18 protein-coding genes are annotated in these 24,900 nt (G+C 53.8%); 13 read left to right on the top strand and 5 right to left on the bottom strand.

Annotation, left to right across the window (positions count from 1 at the left end):
• The first annotated feature begins 145 nt into the window (after positions 1-145).
• The 7 genes from ABO_RS05165 to ABO_RS05195 all read left to right on the top strand — a co-directional run bounded on the left by ABO_RS05165 (position 146) and on the right by ABO_RS05195 (position 13,940).
• On the top strand, positions 146-2,635 hold the full coding sequence (locus ABO_RS05165; protein ID WP_011588281.1) for a hypothetical protein: 2,490 nt from the start codon (positions 146-148) through the stop codon (positions 2,633-2,635).
• A gap of 143 nt (positions 2,636-2,778) precedes the next feature.
• Complete coding sequence (gene pepN, locus ABO_RS05170; protein ID WP_011588282.1) at positions 2,779-5,415, top strand: aminopeptidase N; 2,637 nt, start codon at positions 2,779-2,781, stop codon at positions 5,413-5,415.
• A gap of 249 nt (positions 5,416-5,664) precedes the next feature.
• Entirely contained in the window at positions 5,665-7,647 is a 1,983-nt protein-coding gene (locus ABO_RS05175; RefSeq protein WP_232501284.1) for a DUF1302 domain-containing protein, read from the top strand.
• A 46-nt stretch (positions 7,648-7,693) separates the two neighbouring features.
• Positions 7,694-9,100: a DUF1329 domain-containing protein gene (locus tag ABO_RS05180; protein ID WP_011588284.1), complete on the top strand. Its 1,407-nt coding sequence runs from the start codon at positions 7,694-7,696 to the stop codon at positions 9,098-9,100.
• Between the two features lie 115 nt (positions 9,101-9,215).
• On the top strand, positions 9,216-10,307 hold the full coding sequence (locus ABO_RS05185; RefSeq protein ID WP_035458753.1) for a WD40/YVTN/BNR-like repeat-containing protein: 1,092 nt from the start codon (positions 9,216-9,218) through the stop codon (positions 10,305-10,307).
• A 10-nt stretch (positions 10,308-10,317) separates the two neighbouring features.
• Complete coding sequence (locus ABO_RS05190; RefSeq protein ID WP_011588286.1) at positions 10,318-12,699, top strand: efflux RND transporter permease subunit; 2,382 nt, start codon at positions 10,318-10,320, stop codon at positions 12,697-12,699.
• A gap of 230 nt (positions 12,700-12,929) precedes the next feature.
• The gene (locus tag ABO_RS05195; RefSeq protein WP_035458494.1) at positions 12,930-13,940 is read left to right on the top strand and encodes a quinone-dependent dihydroorotate dehydrogenase; all 1,011 of its coding nucleotides are present in this window, start codon (positions 12,930-12,932) and stop codon (positions 13,938-13,940) included.
• An 82-nt stretch (positions 13,941-14,022) separates the two neighbouring features.
• On the opposite strand, the gene rmf is transcribed toward ABO_RS05195, so the two are convergent.
• Positions 14,023-14,229: a ribosome modulation factor gene (gene rmf, locus ABO_RS05200; RefSeq protein WP_035458491.1), complete on the bottom strand. Its 207-nt coding sequence runs from the start codon at positions 14,227-14,229 to the stop codon at positions 14,023-14,025.
• 252 nt (positions 14,230-14,481) lie between these two features.
• Here rmf and rlmKL point away from each other — a divergent pair, with 252 nt between their 5' ends.
• Together rlmKL and ABO_RS05210 are read left to right on the top strand one after the other, a co-directional pair.
• Positions 14,482-16,596: a bifunctional 23S rRNA (guanine(2069)-N(7))-methyltransferase RlmK/23S rRNA (guanine(2445)-N(2))-methyltransferase RlmL gene (gene rlmKL, locus ABO_RS05205; RefSeq protein WP_011588289.1), complete on the top strand. Its 2,115-nt coding sequence runs from the start codon at positions 14,482-14,484 to the stop codon at positions 16,594-16,596.
• Positions 16,593-16,814: a glutaredoxin family protein gene (locus ABO_RS05210; RefSeq protein ID WP_011588290.1), complete on the top strand. Its 222-nt coding sequence runs from the start codon at positions 16,593-16,595 to the stop codon at positions 16,812-16,814. The genes rlmKL and ABO_RS05210 overlap by 4 nt, the downstream gene beginning before the upstream one ends.
• A 76-nt stretch (positions 16,815-16,890) precedes the next feature.
• Here the strand turns inward: ABO_RS05210 and ABO_RS05215 are convergent, their stop codons facing one another.
• From ABO_RS05215 to lexA, 3 genes are read right to left on the bottom strand one after another with little or no spacing between them, the layout of a single operon-like run.
• Positions 16,891-17,724, bottom strand: a complete 834-nt coding sequence (locus ABO_RS05215) for a TatD family hydrolase (protein ID WP_081424056.1) — start codon at positions 17,722-17,724, stop codon at positions 16,891-16,893.
• A complete protein-coding gene (locus ABO_RS05220) occupies positions 17,672-18,088 on the bottom strand; it encodes a DUF1499 domain-containing protein (RefSeq protein ID WP_041704920.1) in 417 nt (138 codons plus the stop codon). The genes ABO_RS05215 and ABO_RS05220 overlap by 53 nt, the downstream gene beginning before the upstream one ends.
• A 55-nt stretch (positions 18,089-18,143) precedes the next feature.
• Positions 18,144-18,758 carry a transcriptional repressor LexA gene (lexA, locus tag ABO_RS05225; RefSeq protein ID WP_011588293.1) on the bottom strand — a complete coding sequence of 205 codons (615 nt, stop codon included), beginning with the start codon at positions 18,756-18,758 and terminating at the stop codon, positions 18,144-18,146.
• Between the two features lie 305 nt (positions 18,759-19,063).
• Between lexA and ABO_RS05230 the strand changes: the two genes are divergently transcribed.
• Complete coding sequence (locus ABO_RS05230) at positions 19,064-19,714, top strand: cyclic nucleotide-binding domain-containing protein (RefSeq protein WP_011588294.1); 651 nt, start codon at positions 19,064-19,066, stop codon at positions 19,712-19,714.
• A gap of 44 nt (positions 19,715-19,758) precedes the next feature.
• Here ABO_RS05230 and ABO_RS05235 read toward each other — a convergent pair whose 3' ends face one another.
• Positions 19,759-20,199 (bottom strand): universal stress protein, encoded by a 441-nt coding sequence (locus tag ABO_RS05235; protein WP_011588295.1) that lies wholly within the window; start codon positions 20,197-20,199, stop codon positions 19,759-19,761.
• 214 nt (positions 20,200-20,413) lie between these two features.
• On the opposite strand from ABO_RS05235, the gene topA reads away from it, so the two are divergent.
• The 3 genes from topA to ABO_RS05250 all read left to right on the top strand — a co-directional run bounded on the left by topA (position 20,414) and on the right by ABO_RS05250 (position 24,895).
• Complete coding sequence (gene topA / locus ABO_RS05240) at positions 20,414-23,143, top strand: type I DNA topoisomerase (protein WP_011588296.1); 2,730 nt, start codon at positions 20,414-20,416, stop codon at positions 23,141-23,143.
• 165 nt (positions 23,144-23,308) lie between these two features.
• Complete coding sequence (locus tag ABO_RS05245; RefSeq protein WP_035458480.1) at positions 23,309-23,839, top strand: hypothetical protein; 531 nt, start codon at positions 23,309-23,311, stop codon at positions 23,837-23,839.
• Between the two features lie 264 nt (positions 23,840-24,103).
• A complete protein-coding gene (locus ABO_RS05250) occupies positions 24,104-24,895 on the top strand; it encodes an outer membrane lipoprotein-sorting protein (RefSeq protein WP_011588298.1) in 792 nt (263 codons plus the stop codon).
• Positions 24,896-24,900 lie beyond the last annotated feature (5 nt).

Raw genomic sequence — 24,900 nt, forward strand, 5'->3', positions numbered from 1 at the left:
CTCTTTTCACTGGGGGTAGCGTAGGCAGAAATAATGCATCTAATTATGTGCCTTCTGTTATTTGTAGTAAGCACCACCGCCGCCCTCCATTGTTGATGTGAGCAACGGCAGGAATTAAATAATAAAAAGAGGTTTGGGAGAGAAGATGCATACTTACAAGAAGGTACTGCCGGTGGCTATGGTTATGGCGCTGGCCGCCTGCGGCGGCGGGAGTGAAACCGTACCGGATCAGAGTCAAGGCGCCAGTTTTGACACTCATGCTCGTTTTAATCCTGTCACATTTGATTTGCCGCTGAATACCGATCTGGTTTTTGCAGCAGCAGCAATGTCGGATGGTACGTCGGATATCGGTGCTCCTACGAACCCTGTGGAAGTGGGGATCAATGCACTGGATGGATTCTCGACGAATGCACCGTTTGATATCTATTTCGCTGGTGGTGAGCTAGATGAAGCTTCCATCAAGGTGTGTCAGCAATCTATGTTGGCTACTGGTGAATGTGCACAATCCAACGTATTCGTGTTGGCACTGAACACGGAGGAAGGCGGGGACCCACTTGATCCAGATGATGTGAATCAAGATGCGCCTTTCCTGTTCCCTCTGGCTGAAGTGTCGGCCTCAGTGATATCCCTCGATGGTGAACAGAATAATGTATTGAGAATTACGCCGTACAAACCGCTCCTTGCCGCTACCAAGTATCTGGTTTTTGTTACCACCGGCTTGCAAGACACGGATGGCAATTCTGTTAGTGCATCACAAGCTTACAATGTGTTGGGTGAGTCTGAGCCGCCGGTTACGGGAACTTTGTTGTCTGTGCGTAACGCTATTCAGGGCTGGGAAGCGTTGGCTGCGGGCTTTATCGGTGTGGCGTCCGGGGGGGGGATTCCCGCGGAAGGGGCGAAAGCGTCGGTGGTGGTTTCTTATACGTTTACTACTACCGATCCGATTACCCCTTTGCTGGCGAATGCAGCTCCAAAGGCGGCGATTGTGCAGGCTCAACAGAAAAGCTTTGGCGTGGATCCCAATTTAGCCGTGCAGAATCTTGGCGCCATTCTTATGGAGGGCGTGGATTTGAATTCGCCTGAGCCCCGTGCTGTTTCTGTGTCAGCATCGGGTATTGATGTAAGTGATCTGACAAATGGGGCTCTGGAGGCCGGTGTGGTGTCGTTGTACACCGGGTTAATGGATATTCCCTATTATTTGCGCACCCCCGAGACAACGATTTCCGGCAATTATAAGCTGGATAGCTGGCAACCAGATCAGGCGCTTGGCGCCGTATTGTTGGCAAAAATAAAAGCAAGCCTTCCTGTAGAAGCAGCATCGCAGCTACCAGCTCAACTGCCTCTGCCTGATGCGGATGGCTCTACTTTCAACGTAACTTATCGGTACCCCTTTGTTGAGCAGGTTAGCCTTGAATCTGTTCCTTTACAGCTAACACTCCCTAATGGGGCTTATGAAGTTCAGCCTGGTGTTACCTGCGGCATGGCTAAACCAGATGGTTTGCCTGTGGTTATGTATGTGCATGGGATTGGCAGCGACCGCACTTCTGTTGTTTCGCTCGCACATAGCCTTGCTAAAGCCTGTGTGGCAACAGTGGCGATTGATTTACCTTTGCATGGGGCTCGCGCTTTTGAAGAAGGCAATGCCGCATTCAATTTCATTAACTTAGGTGTATTGACCAATACTCGTGACAACCTGCGCCAAAGTGTCATGGACCTGCTGAACCTCAACGCCAGTCTTTCTAATATCAGCGTAGCGCTTGAAGATGAAGGGATGGTTGGGCTTGATACCCGTGATGTGAAGGTGGTGGGCGTTTCTTTGGGTGGTATTGTGGGAGCGACTTACGCAACTGTTAACCAGCTGGCAGTGGCTGTGGATGGCCAGTTGGCCGCACAGGCCGCTACCCCGTCATTTGCGAGCAAGCTCAATCCATTGAGCGGCTTGGTGATATCTGCTGCTGGAGGGCAAGTGACTCAGTTGTTGATCAATTCGGAAAGTTTGGGGCCGTCTATTGAGAATGGTTTGGCAGCAGAAGGCGTTGAGTCGGGCAGCTCTGATTTCGAGAATTTTTTGTATGTAACGCAAAGCATAGTTGATTCCGGTGACCCGGTGAATTTTGCTGAAATTCTAGCTGGTGCAGCATCATGTGATCCTGTAAAGGCTCAGGCGGGTGATTACGCAAGTATCCTAACCTGTGGCAGCTTGACCATTCCTGTTTTGGTTCAGCAAATTGTCGGTGGCGGTGATGTCTCCGCTTACGGAGACAACGCTGAATACTTGGCCGATCAAGTGGTGCCGAACAGCGCTGACGGAGCCCCCTTGGCAGGGACTACGCCTTTGGCTCGTTTGTTAAACGCTCAGCCAGTAGCTGCTGGAAGCGGGCCTGCTGATGTTACGGATGTGAGTGCCGCTAATGCGTTGGTTAATCTGACCGTGGGTGAGCATGCTTCTTTGTTGACGCCAGGGGACCCAGCGACGGCTGGAGGTGTCATTGCGTTGACCGAGTTACAGACCGAAACAGTGAGCTTTGTTGTGGCTCCGAACCAGACCGCAGTGGGTATCACTGAAGTTGATTTGCTTGGCAATGGTTTGGTTTTGGCGCCGACTGCGCCTTATGTGCAGATGCCGACGCGATAGTGAGCTGATCTACAGCACAACAAATGGCATCATCAACAACACCCCGCAAGCCGGGGTGTTGTTGTTTTCGTGGATATGATGTTTGAGCGGTGCTAGGCCGGATTGGCATGGCCGCCAGACTAACCTTTTTGAGGAGTAGGGTTATGGAAAGTGCAGAAATGGTGAAATTCACCCATTTGGCGGACTATCAGCCCCCAGCCTATCTAGTCGATAGAGTGGCTCTGGATGTGGATATTCGGGATGGGGTGACCACTGTGACCAGCAGTCTATCGCTGCGCCGTAATCCGGCTGCTGCTGATTCCACGACAATGACCTTCAATGGCGAAGGGCTCACCTTACGCACTTTGGCGCTGGATGATGTGGTGCTCAATAGTGCTCGCTATCAGTATGAAGATAACCTGCTGACCGTGCGGGGCTTGCCAGATACCTGCACGTTAACGTCCGTGGTGGATATTGATCCAGAAAACAATACCGCCCTGGAAGGGTTATACCAGTCCAATGGCATGGTCTGCACCCAGTGTGAGGCGGAAGGCTTTCGGCGTATTACCTTTTTCCCGGACCGCCCTGACGTATTGGCCCGCTTTACGACCACGGTACGTGCTGACAAGGCCCGCTATCCGCTGTTGCTGTCTAACGGTAATCCGGTGGCTTCGGGCGATGAAAAGAGTCATGGAGAAGAGGGCGCTCGTCACTGGGTGACTTGGGAAGACCCTTTTCCGAAACCATGCTATCTGTTCGCTTTGGTGGCGGGAGATCTAGCCTGCCTGGAGGATACGTTTGTCACTGTATCGGGCCGTAAGGTGGCGTTACGCCTCTATGCTGAGCATCGTGATCTGGACAAGCTGGACCATGCCATGGCGTCGTTGAAAAATGCCATGCGCTGGGACGAACAAACCTACGGTCGCGAATACGATCTGGATATCTACATGATTGTGGCGGTAAGCCACTTCAATATGGGGGCCATGGAAAATAAGGGCCTTAATATCTTTAACACCTCCTGTGTGCTGGCGCATCCCGCTACGACCACCGACGCCGGGTTCCAACGGGTGGAATCTGTAGTGGCCCATGAGTACTTTCATAACTGGTCTGGAAACCGGGTGACCTGCCGTGACTGGTTTCAATTGAGTCTTAAGGAAGGTTTCACGGTATTTCGTGACCAGGAATTCTCGGCGGACATGCATTCCGCCGCAGTGAAACGCGTTGAAGATGTGGATTTCCTGGTCAACCATCAATTCCCGGAAGACCAAGGCCCCATGGCCCATGCTGTTCGCCCTGAGAAATACCAGAAAATTGACAATTTCTACACCCTAACCATTTATGAAAAAGGCGCAGAAATTGTTCGTATGCAGTATCACCTGCTGGGGGCAGAGAATTTCCGCAAGGCCACGGATCATTATTTCGAGACCAATGATGGCAAGGCGGTAACTTGCGATGATTTCGTGGCCAGCATGGAAACCGTTTCCGGCTACGATTTGAGCCAGTTTAAATGTTGGTACAGCCAGGCCGGCACGCCGATACTGACGGTTACCGATGAATACCGGGACGGGCAGTATCACCTTAGGTTCCGTCAGCATACGCCCGCCACTCCCGGACAGGAGCAGAAACAGCCCTTGGTTATCCCTATTCGTCTGGCGTTGCTTGATGAGCAGGGCGCTCCCTGTGCGTTGGATGCTGGAGGCAACGGTGCGGCTGAGGGGGAGCAGGTGGTTATCATGGACCAGGCTGAGCAAACCGTGTCGTTTAATGTGCCTGCTGGGGTGACACCTTCTCTGCTGCGTGGGTTCTCAGCGCCAGTGGTGCTCGATTATGACTACTCCGTTGATCAATTGGCGCGACTGTTGGCCTACGACAGTGACGGCTATTGCCGTTGGAATGCCGCCCAGCGCCTGTACTTTGCGGCACTGGATCGGTTAGTGACCGAAACCGATGAGGCGGATGCAGAAGCCGCAGCGCTGGTGCCGGTGCTGGAGCAAGTGATTGCCCGTAGTGATGAAGATCCGGCCCAAGCGGCATTGCTGCTTTCATTACCTGGCGAGGTAGCGTTGGGAGACCGGCATAAGCCGCTGAACCCGGCCTCCATTCATCGCGCGCACAGTGCCATGAAGAAAGCGTTAGGAAAGGCGTTGCAGTCGCACTGGTTGTCTCTGTCCGAGAACCTGCTGGCTACGGAACTGAGTATGGATGGGCGGGCGATGGGGCGGCGGCAGTTACGTAATCTGGCGTTGGATTTTTTAGCAGCAGGAGAGCACCCGGAAGCAGGTCGGATAGCCGTGGAGTTATTTGAGCTGCCACTGTGTATGAGTGAAGAGCTTGGCGCATTGCGAGCGCTGGTACACCATGGTTTGCCCGGTGCCGATCAGGCACTGATGCAATTTGCGGATCGCTGGCAGGATGAGGCGTTGGTTATGGATCAGTGGTTTGCTGTCCAGGCATCCGTGCCGGGGGCTCACACCGTCGATCAGGTAAACCGCCTGCTTGAACACCCTGCTTTTGACTGGAAGACACCGAATCGAGTGCGAGCGCTAGTGGGCACGTTCACGAACGCAAATCCGTCGGCATTTCATGCGGAAAATGGGCAAGGGTATCAACTATTTTCGGCTGCCTTGTCTCGCTTGGACGCCATCAACCCGCAGGTTGCGGCCCGTTTGGCCAATGGGGCTTCTCGTTTGCCTGTATTGGAACCGGGCCGGAAGGCTTTATTGGCGGAGCACCTTGCGGGTGTGCAAAAGACAGCGTCCGATAACGTGGCGGAGGTGCTTGGGCGGATCCTGTCATCCTGATCTTCTATGGGGGTATAGAAAGAAAAAGGACGATGACTGGTTAGTCGTCAATAATAGAGCACACAGGGGATTTATTTTTTTTTCTGGTGTGTAAGAATTATGTATTAGCCTGGGCGGCAGGTCGGGAAGAATAATGAGACCTGTCGCAAATGGGAGCGACTGTTGACCGGGTAAGAACAATAAAGCCATGCGCATGGCAATTCGGAGAACTACATGAATAATAATCACCTGTGTAGAAGCAGGCTGGCGATGGCTGTTGCCAGTATCACCGCCCTTACCGGGCTTTCCCTCCCCGCTTCAGCGGTTCAACTAGATTTCGAGAACCCGGACTGGTCGGGCCGGCTGGATACAACCTTGTCTGTGGGTGCCCTGTTTCGAACCGAGAGCCAGGATTCTATGTTGGCGGCCACCGGTGACGTGGTCGATATGGCTACGAAAGGTTATGGGTCCCAAATCAATAAGAACGATGCCAACAACAATTACGATACCGGTTTGGCGTCGTTGGTGTACAAAATTACCCCAGAGCTGGATCTGAGCTGGAAGGGGAAATATGGCATGTTTCTCCGCGGCACCGCATTTTATGATCAGGTGATCATGGGCGGTGGGCATGATGGTGGGCAGTTGATTAAGGCTGCTGGCTACCCTGGCGCCATGGGTTTTACCCGTTACGCCACGTATTCTGATTACGCGAATAATGGCACCGGTGATGATTTCAGCGGTGACGCTGAACGATACGCCGGCCAGCGTGCTCGTCTTTTAGATGCGTATGTGTGGGGGAACTTCGATATGTTCGAGCGCCCATTGAATGTTCGCCTTGGGCAGCAGGTGATCAACTGGGGTGAAGCCTTGTTTATGCAGAATGGGGTGAATACGGCGAACTACTTTGATTTGAATGCCTTGCGCCTGCCGGGCTCCGAAATTAAGGAAGCCTTGCTGCCGCTGGATAGCGTCTACTTCTCTTATGGCCTGACCTTTAATGCAACCGTGGAAGCTTTTTACCAGTTTGAATGGAAAAACTCTGAGGATGCGCCCTCGGGTACTTACTTCTCTACCCATGATGGCTTCCCGGGTAAAGGGGCAGACAATGTCATCGTCGATGGTCGAGTTGTTGCGCTGAGCGCTGTTCAGGCGGGTGCAATTCCTTCGCCGGGGCTCCTTGAGCCTGGTTTTGCGAATTATACCGCGTCTAATTACGGTTCTGGTTATCAGTATGAAGCGACTCAGGTAACAGTAAATCGAATTCGCGATAAAGAGGCTAGCGATAGTGGTCAGTTTGGTTTGGCGTACCGTTACTTCGCAGAAGGGCTAAACGGTACTGAGTTTGCGCTTTATTATACGCGAACCCATGCTCGTACCCCCGTCGTTGGTTCTAGCCTGAATAACCTCGAAAACGGCAAGGGTGGTGGCGTTACAGAAATGGCTAGAACCATTGATACCGCTGAGTATCAGATGGCCTATGTAGAAGACCAAGACATGTTCGGCGCAAGTTTTAATACCAGTGTCGGTAATATGTCACTTGCTGGGGAGCTGGCGTATAGGCCTAAACGTGCCATTATTAACGAAGGGGGTGATAACCTGATATCTGCTCTTGCTGGTGTTGCGGGTCAATCCGCTTTGCAGGGTCAGGATGTGGCTATCGGTGATTTGACAGGGCATTGTGTTCGCGCGGAAATGGGGGGCTCCTGCTTGTCTGCGGACACGTTAGTACAAGATGGCCATCTCTACTATTTCTACGATGAGGTAGAAAGTTACAACGGTTCTTTAGTCAGTATCTTCAATTTCGGCCCGACGTTTGGCGCTGATGGCCTGATTGCATTGCTGGAATTGGGCGTCGAACACATTGAAGGGCTTGAAAATCCTGACCTGGAATACAACTCTACGGCGGCAATTCTAGATTCTGAAGCGCAAATTCTCAGCCCTGATGACCCGAACAGGTATTACATGGACCCCACCTCCTGGGGCTACCGTGCGGTGCTGAAAGCGGATTACAGCAATGTCTTTGCTGGTGTTTCCATGAGCCCGAGTGTGCGTTTTGCTCATGATGTAAATGGTAACTCTCCGATTGGCGGCAACTTTATGGAAGACCGTAAGGCTGCGACACTGGGGGTGAGTTTTCTGTACTTGAATAACCTAAAAGTGGCCATGTCTGCTACCACGTTCTGGGGCGCCAAATACTCCAACAAACTGGCCGACCGGAACAACGCGTCCGTTTCTGTTAAGTACTCTTTCTAATATGTTCCAGGTCGGAGTGCCGGCCTGTTGTTAACGGAGAGCAATCATGTTGAAGAAACTGACCGCAATGGGCGGTGCTTTGGCTCTGTCCTTGAGTGTGACGGCCAATGTGCACGCTGGCGTATCTAGCCAAGAGGCGGCGAAATTGGGTAAATCGCTGACGCCTTTCGGTGCACAGGTCAAAGGTAACGGCAAAACCATTTCAACCGGGCTGGGCATTCCGGATTACACCGGCGGCATCCAGCGCAAAGATATTCCCAAGACCTATACCCGTCCGGGCCAACATCACCCAGATCCGTACACCGCTGACAAAATTGCTTTCACGATCACCGCTCAGAACGTGTCCCAGTATGCGGACAAAGTGCCTGACGGCGTGCAGGCGATGCTGAAGACTTACCCGGATACGTTTAAAATGAACGTCTATCCGAGCCGCCGCTCCACCTCAGCGCCACAATGGGTATACGACAACACTAAGAATAATGCCATTAAGGCCAAGCTGGGTGAAACCGGCGTGGATAATGCTTTCGGTGGCATTCCGTTCCCGATTCTCAGTGGTACTAATGAGCAAAAAGCCAAGCAGGCTGTCTGGAACCATATTTTGCGCTGGCGCGGTTTGTACGTGGTTCGCCGTGCTTCGGAAGTAGCGGTGCAGCGTAGCGGTGCTTACTCGCTGATTACCTCTCAGCAGGAAGTGTACTTCCGTTACTATGACCCGAAGTACAATTTTGAAAGCCTGGACAATATCATTTTCTATTACCTGTCCTTTACTAAGGCCCCGGCCCGTCTGGCCGGTGGTGCCGTACTGGTACACGAAATGCTGGACCAGAAACAAATGCCACGCCAAGCCTGGGGGTATAACGCAGGTCAGCGTCGTGTTCGTCGTGCGCCTAACCTAGCATACGATACTCCGATTGCTGCAGCGGATGGCCTGCGTACTGCCGATGACACCGATATGTATAACGGTGCACCTGACAAGTACAACTGGACGCTAGTCAGCGATAAACCGGTGGAAATGTTCATCCCGTATAACAACTACAAACTGGATGATCCGAATGTGAAATATGAGACCCTACTGCAAAAGGGGCATGTGAATTCGGATTACCAGCGTTGGGAGTTGCATCGCGTTTGGGTGGTGGAAGCCAACCTGAAAGAGGGTGAGCGGCATATCTACGCCAAACGCCGTTTCTACATTGATGCGGACTCCTGGCAGATCGCCGCCATCGACCAGTACGACCGTCGTGGTGAGTTGTGGCGGGTCAGCTTAGCCTATATTAAGAATTACTACGAAGTACCAAGCCAGTGGACCGCACTGGATACGTTCCACGATCTGCGCGCCCAGCGTTACCACGTGCAGTTCTTGGATAACGAGGAGTCCTCTATCCTGGATTATAGTCAGCCAGTACCCGGCGACCGTTATTTCCACCCAGCAGCGCTACGCCGACGCGGCCGTTAATTATAAAAAAATGCCGGTTTAATGAAGCCGGAAAGCCAAGGCGACCGGAGTGCTTATGGCACCCGGTTGGTTTTGCTTGGCCGTGAAGCAGGGCCTTTGGGAAGAGCAAAAAAGAATGAAAAAAACAGTGTTAATGGCCTTGTCAGCCGTGCTGTCTGCACCTTCGCAGGCAGATTTCGTTTCCAATAATGGGCCTCTGGTTACGGCAAACAGCTATTTGGATATCGCCTATGCGGATAACCGGATCGTTGCTGTGGGTGACCGAGGCAAAATTCTGTATTCCGATGATCAAGGTGATCATTGGACGCAGGCGATCACACCGTCTGAAGTGCTGCTCACCTCCGTTTGTTTTGCCGATGCTCGCCACGGTTGGGCTGTTGGCCATGATGCGTTGGTATTAGCCAGCAGTGATGGCGGAGAATCCTGGACCGTTCAGTACAGTGATCCTTTGGGGGGCGACGGCGATGTAGGGCTCGCGGAAGAAAAACGGGACGATTACTCCATGGATGATCTCTATGGTGATCCCTACAGCGATAATGCTTACGGGGATGACGGTGGTGATCTTTATGATGGTAGCGATAGAGTCATGGCACCAGTGGATACATCTGGTGCGCCGTTGCTGGATGTGTTTTGCGACAGCCGTGAGAGTGCAGTCGCCGTAGGGGGCTATGGTTATTTCCTGAAAACCAGCGATGGCGGAGCAACCTGGGATAAAGCCCTGGACAGCTTGGATAATCGTGAGGGTTGGCACCTGTACGATTATACCGCCGTGAAAGGGGGCAATGACCGTTACGTTGTAGGCGAAAAAGGTCTCATGTTCCATTCCGCCGACAAAGGCATCCGTTGGAAAAAGCTAGATAGCCCCTATGGCGGCACCCTGTTCGGTGTAACCCCGATTTCTGATAACAACGTCCTGACATATGGCTTGCAGGGCAATGTGTGGTTGACGGCTAATCGGGGGCGCAGCTGGGTGAAAATTCCCTCAAAGCTGACCCGTGGTATCAACGATGGCACCGTACTGGCGGATGGCACGGTGGTGCTGGTCACAAATGCTGGCGGCATCCTTACCAGTCGCGATGGTGGTCAATCCTTTTCCCTACGGTACCTGCCGGGCCGCCGTTCAATCTCCGCTGTTCTTCCCCGTGATGCGGGCGGCATTCTTGTCGCCGGGCAGGGTGGGCTGCGTGTGATCGAAGACGTTAAATAAGGGGCACAGCATGTCTGGTCGCATTTCAAGAAGTATTGCCAGTGGGCTGTTTGCTTTTCGGCCCCTAATTCTCCTGGCTTTTATTGCAGCCACAGTGCTGTTGGGTTTCCAAGCCAGTAAGATCGAACTGAACACCGATATTCGCAAGTTGATCCCGCTGGATCATCCGTATATCCAGAATTACCTGGAGCATCAGAACGACTTGAGCCTGGGCAATGATGTCCGGGTAATTGTTGCTGAAACCCAGAGTGAAGACATTTTCAACGACGATTACGTTAAAGCGTTGAAAGAAATCACCGATGAAGTGTTCGCATTGGAGGGGGTGGATCCCAGCAAGATCCGTTCATTGTGGACCAGCAATGTGCGCTGGAATGAAGTTACGGAGCAAGGCTTTCAAGGCGGTGAGGTGATTCCCGCCGGTTACGATGGCTCCCAGGACTCACTGGAGCAGTTGCGCACCAATGTTTTGCGCTCCGGTCAAGTAGGCCGTCTGGTCGCTGATAATTTCCAGTCTAGTGTTGTGCATGCTTATTTGCTGGATGCTCTGGGGGAGGATGGGGTTGATATTCCGGCTCTCTCTACCCGTCTTGAAGAGATTCGCAGTCAGTATCAAGAGAAATACCCTAACGTCCGCATTCACATTGTCGGGTTGGCCAAAAAAGCCGGTGATGTGATGGCCGCGGCGGAAGAAGTGGCCATGTTCTTCTTCTTCACCCTGGCGCTAATTGCGCTACTGCTGCTAATTGATACTCGCTGCCTGCGCAGTGCCCTGACCGTTACTGTTTGTTCCTTTGTGGCGGTAATCTGGCAGCTCGGGATTGTGAGTAGTCTGGGTTTTACCATCGATCCGTACTCCATGCTGGTGCCGTTCCTCGTCTTTGCCATTGCGGTTTCTCATGGTGTCCAGATTGTGAATACCCTGGCTAACTACGCAGCGCAAGGGCTCAGTTCCCTGGAAGCCGCCCGTTCCACTTTCCGGGCATTGTGTGTGCCGGGCATGGTGGCATTGGTGTCGGATGCCATTGGTTTCCTCACGCTCTACATGATTGATGTGGGTGTGATTCGTGAGCTGGCCATGGCGGCCAGTATCGGCGTGGCCGTGATTATTATTTCCAACTTGGTGATCGTGCCGTTGGTGCTGTCCTACCTGGGCGTAAGTGATGCGTCCATTCGAAAGATTCAGGCAGGAGAGAAGAAAGATCACCCGTTGGCTGGCCTGTTTGCCCGCTTCACGCGTACGCCTTTGGCTGCTCTGTCCATTGCCGTGGCCGTGGCCGGTTACGGAGTGGGTATCTATATGAGCCAAGACCTGAAAATCGGTGACTTGGACAAGGGGGCCCCCGAGCTGTGGCCGGACCCATGTGAAGATATGGAATGTCCGCGTGGCTATGAGCCCAAGCCTCGTTACCGCTATAACCACGATGTGAACTTCCTGGTATCGAATTATTCAGTGAGCGCCGACGTTTTGGTGGTTATGGGCAAGACACCAGTGGAATCCTGCAACACCTACCAAGCTATGCAGACGGTGGATGATCTAGCGTGGAACCTGCGTAATGTAGAAGGGGTGCAGGATGTGGCCACGATTGCGTCTGCTACGAAACAGATATCCACCAACATGAATGAAGGCTCCATGAAGTGGGCGACCATTTCTCGAGACCAGTATGCGTTGAATAACGTGATGAGCTTCATGCCTGATCGCTTATACAACTTGGACTGTTCGCTGACGCCGATTTTCGTGTTCCTCGATGACCACAAGGCGGAAACCCTAGAACGTGTTACCCGTGCGGTGGCTGATTTTTCCCAGATCCGTAACAACCCGGATGTGTTGGAGTTGAAGCTGGCTTCCGGCAACGCAGGTGTGGAGGCTGCCACAAACCAGACCATTGCCGCTAGCCAGTACCCCATGTTGGCGCTGGTGTATGCGGTGGTGTCTGTGTTGATTCTGATTGCTTTCCGCTCTTTTCGGGCGGTGATTTGTATCATCGTGCCGCTTGGGTTGACCTCGATTCTTTGCCAGGCGTTGATGGCGTATCTAGGGATAGGTGTGAAAGTGGCGACGCTTCCGGTGATTGCTCTAGGTGTGGGTATCGGTGTGGATTACGGTATTTATATCTACAGCAAGTTATCCGAGTACCTGAAGCGGGGTATGAATTTGGAGGAGGCCTACAAGCAAACGTTGAAAACTACTGGTAAAGCGGTGGCCTTTACTGGGATCACTTTGGCGGTGGGGGTGATTTTCTGGGGGTTTAGTTCCATTAAATTCCAGGCGGACATGGGCATCTTGCTGACCTTTATGTTCCTGTGGAACATGATTGGCGCTCTGTGGCTTCTGCCTGCTCTGGCTCGTTTCCTGCTCAAGCCTGATTCAGTCCGCGTGAACCTTCGTAGTTAACCAGCGCGCTGATTCGTTGGTTGTGTTTAGCCCGGCTCTGCCGGGTTTTTTTATGCCGTTTTGCGGCTGCTAGAGCGCCCGTAGCATGTCACCTGTTCAACAATTGAGACTGTGGACGTAGGCTGGGTGCTCAATTGGTTCACTGTTCTTCCTACTGTTCGACACAAAACATCGAAGTCCCCGATGCCCTTGGCTATAATGCCGGCGATTACTACCGATCGGGCTCTTTCATGCTGTACTCCTTGGCACGACCTTTATTGTTCTCTCTATCAGAAGAGCATTCCCATGAGTTGACTCTGGCGCTGCTGCGCAAGCGTGCAGGCAAGCTATGGCCCGGTACGGTACCGGCGGTGCCTAAGACAGTAATGGGGATCGAATTCCCTAATCCAGTGGGCTTAGCGGCTGGCCTGGACAAAAATGGTGACTGCATCGATGGCTTGGCGGATCTGGGGTTTGGCTTTATTGAAGTCGGTACTGTAACGCCGCGGCCGCAATCGGGTAACCCACAGCCTCGTTTGTTCCGGCTGCCGGAGGCCCAAGCGCTGATTAACCGCATGGGGTTCAACAATCTGGGTGTAGATTACCTAGTGGCTGCAGTCAAACGCAGCCGCTACAAGGGCGTATTAGGCATCAATATCGGCAAGAACAAGGACACCCCGGTTGAAGATGCCGTGCAGGACTACCTGATTTGCCAGCAGAAAGTGCATGCCTATGCCAGCTATCTGGTGGTGAATGTCTCCTCTCCGAACACGCCCGGACTGCGAACCTTGCAACATGGCGCGGCACTGGATGAGTTGTTGGACACGCTGCGAGAAGCCCAGACACGCTTGGATCAAGAGCAGCGTCGTCGAGTGCCTCTGGTCATCAAAATTGCCCCGGACAACAGTGAAGAAGAGCTGCAGAGCATGGCTGAAGCCTTCTTACAGCATGGAATCGATGGGGTTTGTGTTGGTAACACCACACTTTCCCGTGATGGTGTGCAGAACCTGAAAAATGGTGGGGAGCAAGGTGGCCTCAGTGGTACACCGCTAACCCCCATCGCCAACCGGGCGCTGGCAGTTATGCGCAATACGCTCAATGGCCGCATTCCGATTATCGGTGTAGGCGGCATTAATAGCGCGGGCGATGCGTTGGAAAAGCAGCGCCAAGGTGCTGACTTGGTACAAATTTACAGCGGTCTGATTTATCAGGGGCCCGGTTTAATCGGCGATATTGCTCGCGCCTGGCCGAAGAGCATCTGAGTTTGAGTTGATATTAAAAAGGGCCCGGGTGGGGCCCTGCGGGCCGGCGCTGAATGCGCCGGTGTTGTGAAAATGGAAGGAACTAACCGATATTTTTTAGATTCTGAATGCTGGCAACCCCGAGCATACCGTGAGCAAAGTCAGTGCGACCTTCGCGCCATCCTCCCATCCAGTTGGTGCGAGCCTGGAGAGTGCCAAACGGGCAGTCTTCGCGAGATTTTCCATCCAGGCCGGCGTTATATCCCCGGTTGTAAGCGCGGTCGTCTTTATTACGTTTTTGTCGCTTCATAAACGCTTTCCCTTTCACCGATAGCGGAATCGAAATATGACCCCCGGCTGAGACTGTAGCCAAGTATGGGGCCGACACATTCAGTATGGGAAACCGGTAAAGTAGTGTCGAATACCATGTAGCAATATGGCCACTGCTGTTTAAGCATATGGCGTATAAAGGACAGTTTGATGACAGTTTGTGTAATACATTGAAAAATAATGGTTTATTTTTTGTTTTGCACATAAATTAGTCATTTTAGAGGATTAGATAATGGAATTTGTGGCCACCTGCATGCCAGGTCTGGCAGATCTGCTCAGCGACGAACTAGGCTCACTGGGCATATCCGTAACAGAAACCGGGCGTGCGCATGTCAGTTTCTCCGGGGGCGTGGCGGATGCTCTGAAGGTGTGCCTCTGGTCCCGTTTGTCCGAGCGGGTGCTGCTGCATCTGGCCACGTTGGGTGTAACACCGGATATTGCACCGGAAAAGTTGGCGGCTAGCCAGGATTGGCTATCTTTGGTGGGGAACAATGCACCGGTACATCTGCATATTGAGCACGGCGCTGAAGTGCGTGGTGATAATCGGATCAGTGCCAAACGGTTTATTCATGCATTACCGGAGCAGTTTGCCATCTCCCGTGAGCCGAAAGGCAGTTGCTGTATTCGTGCCCGGCTGGATTTGAATGAGGCACATCTGTGGTTGGATCTGGCCGGCGAGCCTTTGCATCGCCGTGGATATCGCCTCGCAGGCGGTCGTGCGCCGCTACGCGAAACCTTGGCTGCAGCCATATTATGGGCTGTAGGGTGGGGCAAGGAAGGTCGTCATTCCGCGCTGATCGATCCGTTTTGCGGTAGTGGTACCCTGGTGATTGAAGCGGCGCTGATAGCAGCAGGCCGCGCCGCAGGTGCCCAGCGTCAGCACTATGGCTTTCAGCAGTGGCGTGGTTGTCGGCGCCAATTGTGGTTGGATGCCCAGAAGGAAGCAGGTGAGAGTGGTAAGCGGCCAGTGCCAGCCGTATCGCTGAAAGGGTTTGATTCTGAAGCGAGCACATTGCAATTGGCTTTGCAGAACGCAGAGCGCGCCGGAGTGCGTAACGCAATTCATTTTGAGCGCCGGGAACTGGGTGCTCTGCGGCGTCGAGATTTTGTTGATAACGGTATTGTGGTGGGTAACCCGCCTTGGGGTGAGCGCCTGGAGGAAAAACCACAAGCGGGCTGGCTGCATTATGCGCTGGGTCGTATTTTGTCGGTTCGAGCGCCGGGCTACCAGGCATTGTTGCTGGGTGCGGATGCGGAAGTCATGGACCGCTCCGGGATGAATTTGGAACAGCAATGGCGCCTGAAAAATGGCCCGTTCAATAACTTTATCCGTCTTTATTCGCCCCGTAAGCAGACGCCAGCCAATGTGGTGAAAGTTGCTGATGATAGTGCGTTCAACGTGCCCGAGGGCGCGCAACCCTTATTAAATCGGCTGCGTAAAAATGGCAAACACCTGCGCCGTTGGCTGGAGCGGGAGGACATTCAGTGCTACCGGCTGTATGACCGCGATTTGCCAGAATTCAATGTGGCCGTGGATATCTATGCGGATCAGGTGTTGGTGCAGGAGTTCAAGGCACCTAAAACCATTGATCCGGAAAAAGCGAAAGAGCGCCGTGATTGGGCGGTGACAGCGGTGCGAGCGGCCTTAGGTGTTCACCGTGAGCAGGTGCACCTGCGCACCCGTGAAAAGCAGAAGGGGAATCAGCAATATCAAAAGCTGGATGCTCAGGGACAATACCGGGTTGTGCGTGAAGGGCAATCGCAGTTGTTGATTAATTTGCAGGATTACTTGGATACCGGGCTATTTCTCGATCACCGGCCCACGCGTTTGCGTATCGCTGAAGAGGCCAGTGGTAAGCGCTTCCTTAACCTGTTTGCGTACACGGGGTCTGCCACGGTGCATGCTGCTGTGGGTGGCGCAAAGCGCACCGTTACGGTGGATTCCTCCAAGCGGTATCTGGATTGGGCAGCCTGCAACCTGGCCGCTAACGGTTTCTCCACCGATCAGCATGAATTGGCTCGGGCCGACACCATGCGTTGGCTGGATGAGTGTAAGGAGCAGTTTGATCTGGTGTTCTGCGATCCGCCCACTTTTTCCAATAATAAGTCACGGAGTGACTTTGTGGTGGAAGAGCATCACGGTGATTTGATTCGCAAGATTATGCGCTGCTTGGAACCGGGTGGGGTGCTGTATTTCTCCTGTAATTACCGTCGCTTCCAAATGGATGAAAGCATCAGCAAGTGGTACGCGGTAGAGGATATCTCACGTTGGAGTATCCCGGAGGATTTCCGCCGCAATGAAAAAATCCATTATTGCTATGCCATTCGTCATGTGGAGGATGCATGACGGTGCTGTTGTATACCACCTTGGGGTGCCACCTTTGTGATCAGGCCAGGGAGCTGGTAGCCATGGTCAGGCCGGATCTTGAAATTACGCTGGTAGATATCGCTGAAGATGACACCTTGATCGAACAGTATGGTGAGCGAATCCCGGTATTCATGCGCGAAGGGCAGGAGCTGGCTTGGCCGTTTGGCTTGCTCGACGTACAGCAGTTTCTTTGCTGATGTTTTGATGTCGGGTTACGCCTTTCTGGCTAGCCCGACAAACATCCTGCGCATTGTCCTGATGCGTTTTTTCCGGTCAGCGAAACAGCGTTAACGCATTTTGATACGTCATGGCGGCGACTTGTTGCGTCTCCTGCCCGCGTAATTGTGCGACACGTTGGCCAATCCAAGGCAGTAGCGCAGGCTCGTTACGGCGCTTTTTCGGGGGCGCTTGCGGCAGGTCCCGGGGGAGTAGATAGGGCGCGTCTGTTTCCAAAAGCAGGCGGTTATCCGAAATGTTAGGCAGCAGCTCTGCCAGCGATTTGCCACGTCGTTCGTCGCAGACCCAACCGGTAATGCCGATGTGGCAATCCAGATCCAGATAGGCGAACAGAGCCTCACGGGAACCGGTAAAGCAATGCACAACGGCGCCAGGCAGAGTATCGCGGAAGGATTTCAGGATAGGCAGAAAGCGTTCATGGGCATCACGCTCGTGAAGAAAAACCGGCAATTTGTATTCCGCCGCCAGGGCTAACTGAGCCTCGAAGGCCCGCTCCTGCTCTGGGCGCGGAGAAAAATCCCGATTGAAATCTAAGCCCATTTCGCCGGCAGCTTTTATCTGTTCATGGGCGAGTAGATCTCGTAGCTCTGCTTCTAGCGCAGCAGAGTAAAAACGAGCGCTGTGAGGGTGCAGGCCGGCGGTGGCGAAAAGCCCTGAGTGCTCGTCGGCGAGGGCAATGGCCGCGCGGGAATCGTCGATAGTGGTGCCGGTAATTAGCTGCCAAGTAACTGCGGCGCAAGCCGCACGCTCAATCACGGCCTCCCGGTCGTCATGAAATTGTCGATCGGTGAGGTTAACGCCGATATCGGCCCATTGTTCAGGCGCGATTTTCTGCGTTTCCGAAGGGGGGCTGTTGTGAAGTGCGGTCATCGGTTTCCTGCTCAAATAGCTGCTCGCGCAGGGATTCTACCCGACGACGGTTGGCACCTAAATCCCAATAACCGGCCCGTGATGCGGAACGGACCTCCACCATGCCATTCTCGCGAACATAGAAAGTGACATCATCTACAAAACGCAGGATCCGACTGGTGAAGCGGGCTTGAATACGCGACTGGCCGACAACATCGTAGTCCACACGGGGAAGACTGCCCAGCAGTGTTTCCAGCTTTTTCAGGCTGCTTTCCCGGTCGGCGGCGACCTGTAACGGGTCAACGCGCTTGTCACTCTGTGTAGCCAGGCTGGATACACAGTTGGGTGAGTCCGGGCAGGGTGCCAGAAGATGGGTTTCAGCCATGGCAAATGCACTCCATACAATCAGGCAAAGGCCTGTACCGGCACGGATACAGGCTTTAAAAAGAGTTTGGGTCACGAATTAGCCCCACAAAAATGCCTTCAATAATAAGTTGATCAGCGGGCACTTTGATCGGTTCATAGGCTTCGTTAGCCGGGAGTAGTGTGGCGCTGGATTTATTCAACTTTAAGGTCTTTACCGTGACTTCTTCGTCAATGCGCGCGACAACGATTTCACCGGAACGGGCCACATTGGATTTGCGCACGGCAATTAGGTCGCCATCGAAAATGCCCGCATCCACCATGCTGTCGCCTTGCACCTTTAATAGATAGGTGGGGCGCTGTTTAAACAGGCCTTGGGGTACTGGCACGGTTCGTTCCACGTTCTCGATGGCTTCAATGGGGATCCCCGCAGCCACTTTACCGACGACGGGCAGTTCCTCTTCACCCCAGTAGGCATGATCAAGTAGTTGGATTCCGCGAGAGCGATCACTGTGAAGTTTGATATAGCCTTTGCGCTCTAAGGCACGGAGATGGTCTGAGGCCGCATTCTTGGATTGGAATCCCATAATGTCGGCAATCTCTGCACGGGTAGGGGCCATGCCGTTGTCCTTAAGACATTCACGGATGCAGTCGAGGACTTGTTGCTGCCGGTCGGTAAGTTTGCTGCTCATAACCTTCTCCCTGTTTCCTGCAGAGTGTGGCGCTTAGCCGTGGCCTCTAGGGGGGGCTAGTTGGGCGCCTTTCGGTGCGTGTAGGCCTATGTATTGGTCACTTGCCTGAGCGTGTAAGTAATGGCTGACAGGAAGTGCTATATTCAGGATGCTAGCATGTTTACTGACAATAAGAACAGTGTTATTTGGTCAGCATTGGGAGAAGAGTTCACCCCTCTTTTTTTCCTTGCCGTTGCTCTGTTGTGGAGGTCGCTCTAGCATGTGTGTAGTTGATTACAATGCCATCAGACCAGTGGGGGTAGTGGATGGAGCAGGCCAATAATAATGATTTCGGCCAGCAACGGCGTCGCCAGCTGTTAGCGGGCGTGCCGTTTTTTAATGAAATTAATCGTGATGATCAGAACGAATTTTCCCGGCTTGAACAGACCACCCGTCTTTGGGTTGCCGCTTCGGGAGAAAGCGTAATTCGAGCCGGTGAGGTGGATTCCACTCTGTACTTTTTGTTGAGGGGGCAGCTGGAAGTGTTATCGGAGAATCCCCAGGGTGCGCCGTTGTATTATGTATCACCGGGTGAGGTGTTTGGCTCCTTGTCTATGCTGCTGGGGACTCCGCGTAGTGCGACTATTAAGGTGACAGATAATGCCCGCGAAGCGGTATTGGCAAGCTTGGATTTCAATGATTTTAATGATGATGGCAGTGCCTATTCGCTGGCAACCCGGCTGGCTTTTTTCCATATGATTGTGCATCACATTCGCTGGACTTTGGAGGTGAAGCGAATGCAGGCACCGACCCATGAACTGGTTCAGTCTATGCGCAAGTTGCCAGTGTTTTATGGCGAGAAAAACAGTCCGCAAGAGCTGGCTGCATTGAAAGCGCAGGCGCAAGGGCTGGCAGAATTGCTGTGTCGCTGGAACGAGGAAGGCCAGGCCAGCACCGGGGCTCTGCAGCTGACCTGAGGGGCTCTGCTTCGGGGAATACGCGCTGCGCTATTTCCCCGTTGCTAGTGCTGGTCTACCTTAACGGCCAGCACGTCGCAGTGCGCACCGGGGACCAGGCCTCTGGCCGTGGAGCCTAGCAGCAGTGCTAGGCCGCTTCGCGTATGACTGCCCACCACGATTAAATCCGCGCCTATCTTGTCTGCCTTGTCGAGAATGGTTTTTTCGATAGATCCCATATCCACGTAAACGTTGGCTTCCGGCACGTGGTATTGGCCGGCGTATTTATCTGCCATTTCTTGGGCTTGTTTCATCAGCCCGCTTTGCAGGTCGGTTACATCCATGGGTACATCCGCGCCGTAGGCCAGAGCCAGCGGTTCTATCACATGGATTAAATGCAGTTCGCCGTCATTGCCCGACAGTACGCCAGCCGCGCGGGACAGTACCTGGGGTGATTCATCGCTGCCATCGATGGCAACCAGTATTCTGCGATAGGGACTCAGCACGGTTCTCTCCCTGAAAAATGAGGTTCATTGCAGTATAGCGTGCTTGTGCGGCGTTGCTAGCAGGCTGTTTTACAGATGAGGGTTGCCCTGACAGGGTGGCTTGTACTACTACTAAAAAAGGAGCAAGGGGGCAGTTCCTGCTTGACCCGCCTATACCGGCGCTGTCTAAATAGCGCCCATCACACGCCTTAGACCGGATGTTGAGTACCTGAGAATGGGAAAATCGTTAGTAATTGTGGAGTCGCCTGCCAAGGCAAAAACCATTAACCGCTACCTGGGCGACGACTTCATCGTGAAGTCCAGCGTCGGCCACGTGCGCGACCTGCCGGTCAGTGGTGGCTCCAAAAAAAGCACCCCTCAAGAGCGGGCCAAGGAGGCAGCCTACACGCGCTCCTTGCCCAAGGAAGAGCGGGATGCCTATAAAAAGAAGAAGGCCAAGAAGCAGCTGATCAATCGTATGGGGATCGATCCGGAAAATGGCTGGGCCGCCCACTATGAAGTGCTCCCCGGTAAGGACAAGGTGGTTGATGAGCTCAAGCGCCTGGCTGCGAAAGCAGACCGCATCTATCTGGCAACGGATTTGGACCGCGAAGGGGAGGCTATTGCCTGGCACCTGCGGGAAGTTATCGGTGGCGATGAAGAGCGCTTCGACCGGGTGGTGTTCAACGAAATTACCAAGAAAGCCATTCAGGCGGCTTTCGAAGAACCCGGCAAGCTGGACTTGCACCGGGTAGAAGCCCAGCAGGCTCGTCGCTTCCTGGATCGGGTGGTGGGCTTCATGATTTCCCCGCTGCTGTGGGAAAAGATCGCCCGCGGATTGTCTGCCGGTCGGGTTCAGTCCGTAGCGGTGGAGTTGGTAGTGGAGCGTGAGCGTGAAATCCGCGCTTTTATCCCGGAAGAATTCTGGGAGCTTTACAGCGATACCCACAGCGGCGATGGTGAAGCCCTGCGTTTGCAGGTGGCAAAGCACAACGGTTTGGCGTTCCGCCCTAACAACGGCGACGATGCCGCGGCGCACAAGCAAGCTCTGGAAAATGCCGGCCGCCTGACCATCAGTCAGCGCGAGCAACGGCCGACCCGTTCCAAGCCTTCCGCGCCGTTTATTACCTCTACCCTACAGCAGGCGGCCAGTACGCGGCTGGGCTTCGGGGTGAAAAAGACCATGATGATGGCGCAACGGCTTTACGAAGCCGGCCACATTACCTACATGCGTACCGACTCCACCAACCTGAGTTCCGATGCGGTGGCAGCCTGCCGGGAATGGATCGGCGAAAAGCTGGGGGATAAGTATCTTCCCGACGAGCCGTTGTCTTACAGCAGCAAGGAAGGGGCCCAAGAAGCGCACGAAGCGATTCGTCCTTCTGATGTACGGCGTACCTCCGATTCCCTGAAAGATATGGAACGCGATGCGCAACGCCTTTATGAATTGATTCGCCGTCAGTTTATTGCCTGCCAGATGCCCCCGGCGGAATACCTCAGCTCCACGCTGACGGCCATCGGCAATGGCTATGAGCTGAAAGCGAAAGGGCGCATCATGAAGTTCGATGGTTGGACTCGCATTCAGCCGCCGGCCTCGCGCAAGGGCCAAGAAGACACCTTGCTGCCGGACGTGAAAGAAGGCGATGTGCTGGCCATCGATAATGTGGACGCCAACCAGCATTTCACCAAACCGCCGGCGCGCTTTACCGAAGCAAGCCTGGTTAAGGAACTGGAAAAGCGAGGCATTGGTCGCCCGTCTACCTACGCGGCGATTATCTCCACCATTCAGGACCGTGGCTACGTGCGTCAGGATAACCGCCGTTTCTATGCGGAAAAGATGGGCGACATCGTCACTGACCGTCTGGTAGAGAGCTTCCCCAACCTGATGGACTATGGCTTTACCGCCAGCATGGAAGAAACCTTGGATGAGGTTGCCGAAGGGCGGCGTAATTGGCAGGACGTGCTCAACGAGTTCTACAAAGACTTTGTGAGCAAACTGGATGCAGCCCAAGGTGAAGGCACTGGCAAGCAGGCAGTGGGCGGCATGCGAGCCAACCTGCCTACCGACACCGATATCGAGTGCCCTAGCTGTGGCCGCCCGATGCAGATTCGTACCGGCTCCACCGGAGTGTTCCTGGGCTGTTCTGGTTATGCTTTGCCGCCGAAAGAGCGCTGCACCGCGACACTAAACCTGTTGCCTGGTGAAGAAGCGGAAGCGGTGAAAACGGATGATGATGAAGAAGCGGAAACCAATGAATTGCGTAGTAAGAAGCGTTGTCAGAAATGTGGCACCGCAATGGAAAACTACCTGATCGACGAAAAGCGCAAATTGCATATTTGCGGTAATAACCCGGACTGCGACGGTTATGTGATCGAGAAGGGTGAGTTCCGTATCAAGGGTTATGATGGCCCGGTGCTGGAATGTGAGAAGTGCGGCAATGATATGCAGTTGCGCACAGGGCGTTTTGGCAAGTTCTTCAAATGCACCAATGATGAGTGTGGCAATACCCGCAAGCTGCTTAAGAGCGGCGAGCCGGCACCGCCACGAGCCGACCCGATTCCTATGCCGCACCTGCAATGCCAGAAGGTGGATGATCATTATCTGTTGCGTGACGGTGCCTCTGGCCTGTTTCTGGCCGCCAGCAAGTTCCCCAAAAATCGGGAAACGCGGCCGCCACTAATCGAAGAAATTCAGAGTGTGGCCGAGCAGCTGGATCCCAAACATGCCTATTTGGCCCAAGCGCCTGCTACGGACCCGGACGGCAATAAAGGCGTGCTGCGCTATAGCCGCAAGGCCAAAGAGCAGTATGTGATGAGCGAGATCGACGGTAAGGCTACCGGCTGGATGGCGTTCTATCGTGATGGCAAATGGGTCGAGGAACAGGCCAAGAAAAAAGCCCCCGCGAAAAAGAAAGCCGCGGCCAAGAAAAAGGCCACGAAGAAAAAAGCCGCGGCCAAGAAGTAACATGCATGCTATAGCCTGTGGCCGCTGTTTTCGTATCTTGAATGATGAAGGGTCACGCGCAGCAAAGAGAGGATGAACGCGGGTACGGCTAGCCAATTCATTGGGTGTGCTCCGCGCCTTGTAGCTCAAAGCTTGTAGTGGGTAGCTGTTTTAAGAGTGTTTTTTATGTCCAGAATGGTTCGAGATAATACCGTTAGTGGTTTGCGCGAGCGGCTCTACTTTGCCCGCGCGCTGTTGCAGCAACTGACTCACGATCAGGCCGATGCCACCCCAACCGTGCGGCTGGCATTGCGTGGGGCGGTGGTCTTTCACCTTTATTCCGTGCTGGTGGGCTTGGCGCGGCAATCTGGAAAGACCTTTCAGGTTGCCCATACCGATACCTTGTTCAGCCTTGCTGCATTGGAGCAGGCTTTTCGGGACGCGGGAGTGGAGGCGCCGGAAATCGCTATTTTGGCTCGTGCCCGTGCCGATCGGGGTGATCTGATTGCCTGGCTGGATGGTGAAATGCAAACCGCACTGGGCGCGGCTGGTTTGGCCCGTCGTCCGACACCGCCCAATGAAAGTGATGCGCTTAACTTGATGGCAGAAGACCGTTATGCCCCTCTGGCCGACGGTGACCTGCAACGCCTTGCTGACAGCGTTACCCGCGTGGGAGAGCTGGTAGAGCACTGCATGGGGTATCTGGAAGAGTGGTGAAGGTCAGTCGATAGTTGATCGTAGGCAGTTGAGCGCTAGGTGCATCGATGATGTTTCTGGTGGCAAACGCAAGAGGCCGCTCCCAGAGAAGGGGGCGGCCTCTTGCGTTTGGGCTCATGGAAATCTCAGCGGGCCACTATCAACAGTCAATTATTTTTTGGCCTCTTTGAGCATCGCCGTTTTGGTTTAAATCGCTATCATGGTAAACACGCTGTTGCTTGCTTTGCCGGCATCGCCCCAGACATGTGTACCGTGAGGAACTCCATGAACGTTCGTTTACTGCCTGCCGTTTTGTTTATCAGCTTGGCTGCGCCCACTGTGCTGGCCCAGAGCCCGGAAGAAAAAGGGCTGCAAATCGCCCAGGAGGCGGATAGCCGTGGCGAGGGTTTCGGGGACTTCCAGGCGGACATGAAAATGGTGCTGATCAGTAAGAGCGGCCAGACCTCTGAGCGGGAGCTGCGAGTGAAAACGCTGGAAGGCACCGGCGAGGGGGAGGGCGACAAGAGCTTGACCATTTTCGATACCCCCCGTGATGTACGTGGTACGGCCATGCTCACGTTCAGCTACAAAACCCGCGACGACGACCAGTGGCTGTATCTGCCCGCCCTCCGCCGGGTAAAGACCATCGCCTCGCGGAATAAATCCGGGCCTTTCATGGGCAGTGAGTTTAGTTTTGAAGACATGCGCGGCCAGGAAGTGGAGAAATACACCTACGAATACCTGCGCGATGAGCCCTGCGGCGAGCTGACCTGTTTTGTGGTAGCTCGTTACCCGCAAGATGAAGACTCCGGTTATATCCGTCAGGTTTCCTGGATCGATCAGCAGGAATACCGTACCTGGAAAGTAGATTATTACGATCGCAAGGAAAGCCTGCTCAAGACACTGAAAGCCAGTGATTTTTCCCAGTACCAGGACAAGTATTGGCAGCCTGGGAAGATGTCCATGGTCAACCACCAAACCGGAAAATCCACCGACCTATTCTGGAGTAACTACCGCTACGGTACCGGGCTGGACGGTGCGGATTTCAACAAAAATAGCTTGAAACGCGCACGTTGATCTCG

Source organism: Alcanivorax borkumensis SK2 (genome assembly GCF_000009365.1).
GTDB lineage: Bacteria > Pseudomonadota > Gammaproteobacteria > Pseudomonadales > Alcanivoracaceae > Alcanivorax > Alcanivorax borkumensis.